At 57.0% G+C, this 10577-nt stretch carries 6 protein-coding genes and 7 pseudogenes; 4 read left to right on the top strand and 9 right to left on the bottom strand.

All coding sequences use genetic code 11. The features are described 5' to 3' along the window. A pseudogene (locus AC0L2Y_RS31385) lies at positions 1–264 on the top strand (IS110 family RNA-guided transposase); the annotation flags it as partial. A gap of 95 nt (positions 265–359) precedes the next feature. Here AC0L2Y_RS31385 and AC0L2Y_RS31380 read toward each other — a convergent pair. From AC0L2Y_RS31380 to AC0L2Y_RS31350, 7 genes and pseudogenes are all read right to left on the bottom strand, one after another. Then, positions 360–1176, bottom strand: a pseudogene (locus tag AC0L2Y_RS31380) (helix-turn-helix domain-containing protein); the annotation flags it as partial. 403 nt (positions 1177–1579) lie between these two features. Then, the gene (locus tag AC0L2Y_RS31375) at positions 1580–2488 is read right to left on the bottom strand and encodes a serine hydrolase (protein ID WP_473561797.1); all 909 of its coding nucleotides are present in this window, start codon (positions 2486–2488) and stop codon (positions 1580–1582) included. 44 nt (positions 2489–2532) lie between these two features. Next, positions 2533–3243 carry an aspartate/glutamate racemase family protein gene (locus tag AC0L2Y_RS31370; protein ID WP_473561795.1) on the bottom strand — a complete coding sequence of 237 codons (711 nt, stop codon included), beginning with the start codon at positions 3241–3243 and terminating at the stop codon, positions 2533–2535. 34 nt (positions 3244–3277) lie between these two features. After that, complete coding sequence (locus AC0L2Y_RS31365) at positions 3278–4381, bottom strand: ATP-grasp domain-containing protein (protein ID WP_473561793.1); 1104 nt, start codon at positions 4379–4381, stop codon at positions 3278–3280. 54 nt (positions 4382–4435) lie between these two features. Then, a complete protein-coding gene (locus AC0L2Y_RS31360) occupies positions 4436–5665 on the bottom strand; it encodes an ATP-grasp domain-containing protein (protein ID WP_473561791.1) in 1230 nt (409 codons plus the stop codon). Positions 5666–6089: 424 nt separating this feature from the next. Next, positions 6090–6878 (bottom strand): FkbM family methyltransferase, encoded by a 789-nt coding sequence (locus AC0L2Y_RS31355; RefSeq protein WP_473561789.1) that lies wholly within the window; start codon positions 6876–6878, stop codon positions 6090–6092. Further along, the gene (locus tag AC0L2Y_RS31350) at positions 6859–7101 is read right to left on the bottom strand and encodes a hypothetical protein (RefSeq protein WP_473561798.1); all 243 of its coding nucleotides are present in this window, start codon (positions 7099–7101) and stop codon (positions 6859–6861) included. Before AC0L2Y_RS31350 ends, AC0L2Y_RS31355 begins: the two co-directional genes overlap by 20 nt. On the opposite strand from AC0L2Y_RS31350, the pseudogene AC0L2Y_RS31345 reads away from it, so the two are divergent. Further along, positions 6982–7465, top strand: a pseudogene (locus AC0L2Y_RS31345) (ATP-binding protein); the annotation flags it as partial. The gene AC0L2Y_RS31350 and the pseudogene AC0L2Y_RS31345 sit on opposite strands and share 120 nt — an antisense overlap. A gap of 277 nt (positions 7466–7742) precedes the next feature. Here AC0L2Y_RS31345 and AC0L2Y_RS31340 read toward each other — a convergent pair. Further along, a pseudogene (locus AC0L2Y_RS31340) lies at positions 7743–8279 on the bottom strand (IS110 family transposase); the annotation flags it as partial. Positions 8280–8412: 133 nt separating this feature from the next. Between AC0L2Y_RS31340 and AC0L2Y_RS31335 the strand changes: the two are divergent. Both AC0L2Y_RS31335 and AC0L2Y_RS31330 read left to right on the top strand, forming a co-directional pair. Further along, positions 8413–8613, top strand: a pseudogene (locus tag AC0L2Y_RS31335) (transposase); the annotation flags it as partial. 354 nt (positions 8614–8967) lie between these two features. Further along, a pseudogene (locus tag AC0L2Y_RS31330) lies at positions 8968–9588 on the top strand (IS5 family transposase); the annotation flags it as partial. Between the two features lie 210 nt (positions 9589–9798). Here AC0L2Y_RS31330 and AC0L2Y_RS31325 read toward each other — a convergent pair. After that, a pseudogene (locus AC0L2Y_RS31325) lies at positions 9799–10456 on the bottom strand (IS21 family transposase); the annotation flags it as partial. Between the last annotated feature and the right edge of the window lie 121 nt (positions 10457–10577).

Below are 10577 nucleotides of genomic sequence, written 5' to 3'. Positions count from 1 at the left end.
CGCCGTCGTGATCTGGCATCTGCTGATGAAGCGGGAGAGCTACGCGTGGGCAAGGCCGTCCCTGCACGCCAAGAAGCTGCGCGACGTCGAGCTCAAGGCAGGTCATCGGCCGGCGCGCGGACAAAAAGGACCGGCACATCAGTACAATACAAGAGCTACCGGGAAGAAGAGCGCCGCTGGGTGGAGCAGGCCGAAACTGTCTCCGGCTGGAGCCCACGAGGTCCGAAGAAGGTGCGCACGGGCGCCGCAAATGAGGAGCGACTGTGGCTGCGCGGCAGGGCTCTCACCTCGGACCCTGCTCTTCGCCACGCGGTCACCCATGCGCAACAGCAGAATATCGCAAATCCGATCAAAAAGCTCTTGTCGATCACATCAGTGGTCTGCGGGTTCTTGGTCTTGGTGCGGGAATGATCCACGTCCTCGAGCGCCAGATAGAGCTCGTACTCGTGATGTTCGGGATTGCCGCAATATTCGGTGCCGCGGTCGGTCAGCACCCGGCTTAGCTTCACGTCGTGGGCGTCGAAGAACGGCACCACGCGGTCGTTGAGGAGATCGGCGGCGGTGATCGGCGTCTTGCGGTCATAGAGCTTGGCGAAGGCGACCTTCGAATAGGTGTCGAGGAAGGTCTGCTGATAGATGCGTCCCACCCCCTTCATGTTGCCGACATAGAAGGTGTCCTGGCCGCCGGAATAGCCCGGGCATTCACAATCGAACTCACCATGCGCCTCCTTGTCCAGCTTGGCCTTTTCCAGCGCCGCCAATTGGCTCTCGGTGAGCACTATGCCGTCTTGGGCGACCTTCGCCTCCAGCGCCTTCAGCCGCTTCTTCATCGTCTCCAGATCGTGACGCTGCCACACCCCGCGGACGCCCGATGGCGAGACCGAGTGGCCGAACTTGCGCATTTCGTTGGCGATGCGGGTCTGTCCATAGGCGGGATATTCCAGCGTCAGCTCGAGGATGATCGCCTCGATCTGTGGTGGCGTGCGGTTGGCCAACAGCGGCTTCCTGCGCGTCAGTTCCTGCAGCGCCAGTTCGCCGCCGGTCTCGTAAAGCTCCTTGAAGCGGTAGAAGCTGTCGCGCGAATAGCCCATCATCTTGCAGGCCTGGCTGACATTGCCGTGCTGTTTGGCCACGCAGCCCCACCTGGGCGCGGATGATCTTTTGGTCCTTGGTCATGTCAGTGTCCTTTCTAACGCCGAGGCCGGGCGCGGCGAACCCTGACCACTCCGCGCCCGGCCTCGGCTTAAGCTTCAGCCTAGGACAACGTCTGTCAGATAAAGTTTAACCTTTTACACCTTACCGGCAATCCATTAACGCATAAACAACGTGACAGCACCAGTGCGATCGACCAGGCTGGCGCGAGGCTCATGTTCCTGCAGCCATTCAGCCCGGACTCCACCCTTCAACTCGGTCGAAACGCCTTCTCAAACTCAAGGCGCACCTGCGCGCCGAAGCCGGGAGGACCATCAAAGCTCGGTGAAACGCTGTTGGCCCGCTCCTCCATTAGGCCTCACCGGCCGAATGCGCGAACTACTTCTAGGCTGCAGGATATATGATCCGGATTAAACGGGACGTGCTCCTAGGAGAGGATAAGGAAGAAGTCGTAGGCGGTTCGGGCGATTTCTGCGATGACGCGCTCCCGCTGCTCGAAGGGGGCACACCCTTTCTTGATAAATACAGAGATAACGATCTCGCCGCGCCCTTGCGGAAGGACGATCAGGCCAACGTCATTGGTGACGCCGCCGATGGTGCCGGTTTTGTCGATCACCTCCGTCTCAGGCGGCAGCAGGCCGCGAAGCCGGGTGTCGCTAGTCCGGCATGCGCGCATAATGTCACGCAGCACCGTGGCCAAGGCCGCCAACGGCAGGCGGCCGCCGAAAAGCTCAGCGAGCAACGTGCTCATGGCGAAGGGCGTCGAGACATCGCGCAGGTCGTCTTCGAAGGCCGGATTCGGCAAGCGATCTCTCTCGACGTGATCCGGACGAGCTTGCACCTCCAGCATGGCGTCCATAAATGGCCCGTCCCCAAGGTCATAGAAATCGCGGAGGATGCCGCGCGTGTCCCGATCCACCCGCTGGCCTGCGATGCCCCAGACCTCCAGCGACTTGGTGACGGCTGCGACACCTCCACAGGCCTGGACGAGGACGTCGGTGGCTGTGTTGTCGCTCTCGTCCAACATCACCTGCAGCAGGTTGTGAACAGAGAGTCGAATTCCAGGATGGATGAATCGATCCGAGATGACCGACCCACAAACGCGCATATCCTCAGGAATCTCGAGCAGATGGTCGAGTGCCAGTTCCCCGGCGGCGATACACTCCAGGATCCGGCACGCTACTGCAATCTTGAACGTGCTCGCCATTGGGAACGGCTGGTCTGCGTTCAGCAGCAGGGGCGGCCCATAGCCGTCGAGGCGCCACGCGGCTACTCCCACAGCCCCGCCGGCACCAAGGCTAAGGCGCGAAATCTCCGCCGTCGCGTTCTCTAGCAAGCGGAACCACTCGGGAGCGGCAGCCCGCTTAGCCGGTGGAGCATTCACTCGCCCGATGCTAGTCGACGAGCGCGTTCTATGTGAACAGAGATCGTGTCGATCACAGCACATTGATTAACTGTCTTGTCGACGCCAAGCAAAGAAAGTTCCGTGCATCCGAGTATAATGCTGTCAAGGGCAGGAATTTTCGTGCTGTACATCCCAATCATATCGCAGATCCATGTCTTTGAGGCTGATCTTACCTCCCCTCTACATAATTCCTCGTATATGATATCGTGCACTTTCATACGATCGCAGGTTTCAGGTGTATGAACAACCCTATCTTGACTTGTCATCGCGGATCGGTAGAAATCTCGTTCCATTGTATATCGGGTGCCAAGAAGGAGAGTTTCGTTGTATTGTTCTCGATCAAGATGCGAGGAAACGCAATCGATCAGGCTTACCACTTCAACGTTTTGTCGGCCCTCGATCGAACCGAGTGTTCTGCTCGTCGTGTTTGAGCACACCAGTATAATTTCTCCACCCGCATCGACGGCACGGCCAATCCCATCGCAGACTAGTTCCATTTCCTTATCAATCAGGTTCAGGTCTTGAGCTTCTCTCACATGCTTAAAATTCAAGTCGACCGATATTATGCCCGGCTCGTCCGAATCCGTCTGAATTAAATTCAATCGCTTATAATACTCGGCCGAAGAAGCCCAGCTTACGCCGCCCACCAGGCCGATCCGCCGATACGTTTTCCCATTGTTGCACATAGTAAGTCTCTTACCTTGGCGCCTACACGCATTGCTATTCGGATATTTCGTATTTTATGAAATGATCTCTTTTTACGAAGCAATTCGAACTTGAAAGAATCCATGATATCAGGTCTATAACTGTCATCCCGTGATGGTGAAGCATTTTTGGGAAGATACTATTTTGCATCAAGCCCGGAATATAGTTGCATTCTAGAAACCATATCTCCTGCGCCTTTGTAGCTATAAAATCAAAGCGCACCATGTTATAAAGATCAATGGAAGAAGAAATTTGTCTAGCTATCGACGTAATTTTCTCGGGAAGAGGATCGTCTTTGCGTGCTACTGTCTTTACGGCTAGGCCGCTAGAGTGCTTTTCCGCATGACCGAAAAAGCGCCTGTCTGTATTAATTTTTACGACCGGAAGTGGAACTGTGCCCGACTGGTCTATCAGACAGCCGCAAGAATACTCGTCTCCCAAAATGAATTCCTGCAAAAGAGCGGTACTATCGTAGTTAAATATTGTGCGGAGAAGAGAAACAATATCCACCTCCGATGCGGCGGGATTGTGAAAAAGTTCGGTGAATAGCGATGCGCCAAGCGAATTCGGTTTCACTACAATCGGTCCTTGGATGGATTTGGCGAATTCAATGGCGTCATCTATGTTTTGGGGTCTTATCAATTTAGCCCTTGGCACTCTTACAACATCGTTTAGCAATAGCGAAGAAACAAAAGACGACATTGCGTACTTGTTCATCGTCAACGAAGCGACGTGCGGGTCGCCGAACGTGCCTCTTAAACCTGAAAGCGCCGCCAGCGTCTGAGCCCCTCCGTCTTCACCAAACTGTCCGTGCAACAAGTTCACGACGTATTCATTGCGCGATGCAATCGTCTCAAAAGCGATTGGCAGTGTGTTCCCAACAAGGATGCTGCTATCGGAAACATAAGCCTGAAGCTCGGCAATTGTAAACGCACTGTGGAACGGGATTGTACGGACGAGACCATCGAGTCGGCTAACGTGATACAGATTTCTGACTGGGAATGGTCGTTCTGCGGAGGACTTAGATAAGTATGATGAGATGATATGTGTTAATGAGGAGATGGACGCGTCATACTCCGTCGATATCCCCCCGAACACAAACGAAACATCGCTAGGCATCTTTATTTCCTTTGGACTGCGGACTTGAACGCGGACATGTAGTGTCCGTCTTTTTCAGAAGCTAGCGGGTCGAAAAGGTGTGATCGACCATTTGATCAAGCCAACCGCACGCTGAAGTATCGCCTCAGTCTGGGCAAGGTCGGGTGAAGCAGCGAGGACATATCCGATTAGGTCTCGGTAATCGCCTTTCCTGACAAGCGGCATCTTGGGTTTAGTATATAACTTGACCTCGGCGATGCCAGGCACAGCAGCAGCCCGATCTTCGCCATCTATCCAATCGAGAACGCCATCGCGATCAGCAGCTAGGAACCGCACTGCCGCAGTTTCTGAATTGCTTCTGCGCAAATTCCATTCGTCACCGATCACAAGTTTGATGTGCTCGGTGACGAGATCGATCCCGTAAGCCAGTTGAACCAGTTTAGGACCGGGTGAACCCGAAAGGCGCGGGTTCACTTCAATGACAACCGGGCCACGTTTCGTCCACTTGAGCTCAACGTTTGTGGGCCCCCAGCCAAGACTAAGAGCTTGCGAACACTTCAGTGAAACATCGGCGATGCGGCCACTCTCGCCGTCAGTCAGCACGGCTGGATACGTGGACTCACGATAGACGAAATGCGGCAGGGGACCGAAGCCAAGGGAGCCAATTCCAATGACCTCATCACCCATCATGTCAGCCCAATAATGGGGGCCTTGTGCGAATTCTTCGATCAGTATCCTCGGCGAGGTCCGCCACGTGTACTTCCCGCTCAACAGAAAAGCGGCATGTTCGGCTACCTCATCGGGGCTGTAGCACAAACGGACCCCCATGCTTCCGTTGCCTACGGCTGGCTTAAGAATAACCGGATGCCCGATTTCCGCGGCAGCGCTTTCAACCTCTGCCGCATTCGCTGCTATGCGATAAGCGGGTATTGGAACGCCGGCCTCGGCGAGGAGCTGACGTTGAGCGAATTTGTCGCAGCATTGTTCAACCGATGCCGGGTTCGGTCCCGGAAAACCGAAGTGCTGGCAGAGCTTGGCAACTGTCGCACAGACCCACTCCTTGGCGCACGTAATGCCAACAATGTCATATTCCGCACGTAGACGGGAGCATTCGTAGATGAGTGCATCGATACTCCCTGTATCGACGCGGATTGCCTCAATCCCTTCTGCTGAAAGGCAGCCGTACTGAGCTGGATCGGCCGACAGGATAATTTGACGAAAATCAAGGCGCCGGGCTGCTTGGACGTATAGCAAGCCATTAGCCGTTACGTCGCCCTCGACCAGAATGAGTGCTCTGGTTGCCATCGGCATTTGATCCTATTTTGTTTGCGTATTAGCGACTGCAGCTGACTATAACACTGGCGATGAGTTGCATCTGTAAAGATCCGGAAAATATACTTTAAAGTTTTGTCACAACCGAGTGTTGGTGATACGGCGAGATCGCAACAATGGTCGTTGCCACTCACAACGATGGTGATCACTTGCGCGGCTTGGTCGCTATACGTGAGCATTTTGCGGTGGGCGTTCGCTGGATGCTGCGGCCGTGGATGTACGCGGAAGAACTCATCGGAAGATTTGAAGCGGAATCGTTGTACGGTTTATGCGAAATGCGCAACATGCGGCAATACGCGCTTCCATCCTGATTTGCCGCGCGGCGCCTGATGGGGCAGTACGCAATTGGCAGAGCATGGTGTATGTTCGATGACAGCGTTCGATTTGGGCCGCTGCATTAGGTCAATCGCTCGAAGATGATGTTGATGTCAGTCATTGCAGCAAGGCGATATGATCTGCATTCCATCAGATTGATGATCAGAGCCCTGTTACCCTCACTTGGCTCGCATTGGATGACTGCAGGTCTGATGCGCTCGTAGTCAATGGCCTTAATGAGATCGTGATCCAGTCCTTCGCAATCAATCGATAAGAAATCGACCTTATTGGCATATGGGGTCAATAGTTCATTGATACCGATCGCGCTGACCTCGATATGTTCTCGGATACCTCCTATACCGTTGAAGTCGCCGAAACTTTCAACATGTGCCTTATCCACTGAGGAAAGCTCATGGGCATTTCCGATGAAGAGCGTGGCAGACGCTTGCGGAGCGGGCAAGACAACGGATCGCACGAGAATGTCTTCCGGGCGCGCAGTGCGGATCAGCGCTTCCAATTCCGGATTGGGTTCAACCGGAACACCTCGTGCGCCTCTTTGGTACATAAGATAGGTACTTGAGGTAGAACTGGGGTGATTAGCGCCGATCTCGCCGTAGAACACACTGGCCCAGGATCTTTGGCTCTTGCAGAGTTTTGCAGCCAAAATTCCTTCGATAATAACGTCCTCTCCGGCTTGTGCGTAACTAGCCGGCGCGAAGTGCTTGATCCGAGAGTTCGGCAGATTGAGCCTTGCGACCTCTTGGTTTATGGACTGGTTTTCAAACTGGGACAGCATAGCTCGCGCTCCGATGTAACCTGCGATCTTGGGACAGACCGCTACGACCGGTTTGTCACGGCGGCTCTTGCTCATCATCCCAGCAATCGGCGTGCCACGTGCGGAATGGCGGAATGCGGTGCTCCTTACTTAGCAAGAGTGAAACACGCGCGCCCGCTGGAATGACCGCGACACTTTGTCGGGTGCGCGACTTCGGCGCCACCAGGCAGCGCCCGAGGATATCGACTATCGCAGCGAGCGCGGCCTCGACCGCGCGCTGTTCCTCAAACTCGTTGCCGGCGACTGGATCGACGCCCATGACAATCTGGCCATCTGCGGGCCGGCCGGCGTCGGCAAGAGTTGGCTCGCCTGCGCCTTGGGTCACAAAGCCTGCCGGGGATGACCGGTCGGTTCTCTATCAGCGCGTTCCAAGGCTGTTCGCCAACCTGGTGCTGGCCCGGGGCAACGGGCGCTATGCGCGTCTGCAACGCACGCTCGGCAACGTTCAGTTGTTGATTCTGGACGATTGGGGACTTGAGCCGCTCGACGATCAGGCCCGCCACGATCTCCTCGAAATCCTCGAGGACCGCTATGGACGCCGCTCCACCATCGTCACCAGCCAGTTGCCCGTCTCCGCTTGGCATGAGGTCTCGGCAAACCAAACATCAAATGCTGCCGTCATTCTCGAGGGGGTGTGTCTCATTTAACGGTCATCGACCCGCGTCACGGCCTTGCGGGTCAGCGTCTGGAACTCGTGTCGTCCCATTGGGGCCGAGCCATTCCGCTGATGGGGTTGCACCGCTGACTCGGCAAAATGCGTCGTCCACATTGAAGGCTCCTCCCGCGAACCTCTATCATGCGGCGACTGATGTCGACTGCGAAGACAACCGTGTACCCGGCAAACGCATCTCAAAGCGCGAAGATACTTAACGTCCCTGCCGCGATTAGACAACAACCCCATCGGTTGACGTGGCGCACGCGCTCGTTCGTCAAGGCCTTGCGCTCACGCGTGATGCGGCGACGGTCCTCCTCCTCGGGCGTCGGCACCCGGAGCATCGCACAGACCCGTGGCTCGCCTCGCTTGTAGGCCAGCAACGCCCGGACCAGCGCCTCACCATCGATCTCGTCGGTCTTTGCGCGGCGGCGCCGGCGCGGAGTCGCAATCGACGCCGGATCGACGACGTGACTTTCGATCCCTTCGGCCTCCAAAACGCGATGGATCCAGAAGCCATCGAGCCCGGCCTCCGGGATCACGATGATCGGAAAGCAATGCCCGGTCCGCGCCTCTGCCTTCTTCTTAAGCTCGGCAAAGCGCGCCAGCAGTCCGGCGATGTCGCCGGCCTCACGCTCATCGTCCAGATGCTCATCCAACTCGGCGTTCAGAATGCGCTCCGAAAGCGCCTTCTTCAACTCGTCGAGCAAACCCTCCTTGGCAAAGACTTCGTCCGGCGCGCGCCCGGCAAGCGATTGGTCCAAAAGTTCGTTCTCAATGGCCATGTGATGATTCTCCTTTCCATCATCATGGCCTCAGACACGAAATTCCTGACAGTCCCTGCCTCCAGGGTAAGGTGTTGATTCAGCGACCTCACTTTGCCACAGCGCAGGTCGCTATCCACTCTCCTCATAGGATCTGATGCTCACCCTGCGCGAGGCACCCAAAACCGATCCTCTCAGCAACGCCGAGTTCGCCACGCTGCGGCTCAGGCTCCTCAAGCTCGGCGCCCGCGTCATCGAAACCGTCTCGCGCATCCGCTTGGCCTTCGCCGCCGCCTGTCCCGAGGCCAGCCTGTTCCGACAAATCGCTCTCACGCTGCAGCCCGCAGCACCATGAGCGCCGGGGCATCAAGGCCCCGCCCAAACCCAAACCCTGACCCTCCAGCGCGTTCCAAAGTCCAGTCCCAGCTGCGGTGAAAAAGACGCCTCATGACCTGCATGATCGAACGCTCAGCGGCGCTCGAACCACAAGGCTCATGAATAGGACGGATTAGCATCCCTATGATCTGTTCTTCAGTGAACCGCGAGGGTCGCATCGTCCGTCTCCATGACCGACGGACTCTACCCAAATCTGGAGGAAGTTCAGGGTCTCAGCTCAGAGTCCGTTTGGAAAATCGAGGGGTTGGGGTTTTGCGGTGAAGCGATTTGTAATTCAAGCTCTGGATGGTGGACCGAGCAGAGCCGCGGTCGAATGGCCCAGATCGCCAAGAAAACCAAGCGCTACCCATCCGATTTGGGACGAGGAATGGGAGCAGATCGCTCCGTTAATGCCCAAGCCTGGGCGTCGCGGCCGTCCGCGCGAGGTTGATTTCCGGGAGGTGATCAACGCCGTGCGCTACCTGGTCCGTTCCGGTTGCGGTTGGCGGATTCTGCCGATCCATTTCGGGCCGTGGCAGACGGTCTACGGCTGGTTCCGCGAGTTGGCGCGGCGCTTTCTGTTCCAAACCATCCAGGACGTGGCGCTGATGCTGGATCGCGAGCGGGCTGGGCGCGAGGCCAGTCCCACAGCTGGTGTGATCGACAGCCAGTCGGTCAAGGCTCCGCAAGCTGAACAAGGGGTTACGACGCCGGCAAGAAGATTGTCGGCCGCAAGCGACACATTGCCGTCGATACCGACGGGCGGCTCTTGATTGTCAATCTCACCACCGCCGACATCTCCGACAGTGCCGGGGCTCAGGCGGTCCTGGACGGCATCCGCAAGCGTTGGCCCTGGGTGAAGCATCTGTTCGCCGACAGGCCTATGACCGGCTGAAGCTCATGGACAAAGCCGCCTATCTCGACTTCGTGGTCGAGATCTGTCGTTCCAGGCGGACGATCTCATCCGGCTCGCGGGTTTCGTCGCGAACTTGGACGAGGCGGCGGCGGTATTCGTCGGCCACGCGGCGCGGGTCCTTCAGGAGGCTTTCACTTGATCCCACACCGCTTCTTGCGCATTTCGCTGATTGTGAGCAGCCATTTCACGCGATGGTGAGCGCTCATTTTCATTTGATCGTGAGCAGGTATTTCACGCGATCATGAGCGCCTTTTCGGGGTTGGTGACGGCGGCCTTGAGATTGTCGCAGACCACGAACTTCGGCACGCCGCCCAGAAAGGTGAAGAGGTTCGTGTGCACGCCGATCCAGTCGGACAGGCTCTCGCTCGGGCATGCCTCGGCGTAAGTGTAGTTCGAGGCGCCCATCGTTGCGACGAACAGCTTCATGGGGTGCGCTTCGCCGGTGACGGGATCGAAGATGTCGATGGTGTCGCCGGCGAAATCAACAAACACCTTCTCGCCGCCCAGATGTGTCTGCCGCATCGTCGGGCGCGCGCGCTCTTTCCAGGCCTCGAAGGTCGTGCAAAACCAGGTATAGCCAAGGCCGTCGGGATTGGCGGCGCGATACTCCTCCCACAGGAGCACCCGCGTTACGCCGCGGCGGCGTAACTCCTTCTCCACATAGGCCCAATCGGGAACCGGCCGGCTGGGGCTTTGCGGCGCCGCCTTCGGCGCCGGGAAGAGCAGCAGCTCGAGACCTTCGTCATCCATCCTTCAGGCAGCGGCCAGCTCAGACCGGCAAGACGGGCGCGCCGCAGATAACCACAACCCCGAGCGTGTGCGCGATGACACGCTCGGTCAGGGCCTGGACATGCCTTAGACGTAAAACTTCTCTGATCCGGCGCATCGACAATCTCTGGGTTGGCATCAGGCTTCCTCGTTTTGAACGAGGCATCCTGTAGACTGACTGAGTTGTCGGCCGAAGCGTCCCGCACCTCCGAAAAGGCGCCCACGATCATCTGAAATCGTTGCTCACGATCGTCTGAAAT

The organism is Mesorhizobium sp. WSM4830 (genome assembly GCF_055811495.1).
The sequence above is the reverse complement of the archived record's forward strand: the minus strand, read 5'-3'. Positions and strand labels throughout refer to the sequence as shown.

What these genes read in the sequence shown, in the direction of transcription:
- AC0L2Y_RS31370 (WP_473561795.1), bottom strand. Translation starts at nt 3,243, where the DNA reads ATGTGCAACAATGGGAAAACGTATCGGCGGATCGGCCTGGTGGGCGGC.
- AC0L2Y_RS31365 (WP_473561793.1), bottom strand. Translation starts at nt 4,381, where the DNA reads ATGCCTAGCGATGTTTCGTTTGTGTTCGGGGGGATATCGACGGAGTAT.
- AC0L2Y_RS31360 (WP_473561791.1), bottom strand. Translation starts at nt 5,665, where the DNA reads ATGGCAACCAGAGCACTCATTCTGGTCGAGGGCGACGTAACGGCTAAT.
- AC0L2Y_RS31355 (WP_473561789.1), bottom strand. Translation starts at nt 6,878, where the DNA reads ATGAGCAAGAGCCGCCGTGACAAACCGGTCGTAGCGGTCTGTCCCAAG.
- AC0L2Y_RS31350 (WP_473561798.1), bottom strand. Translation starts at nt 7,101, where the DNA reads ATGGGCGTCGATCCAGTCGCCGGCAACGAGTTTGAGGAACAGCGCGCG.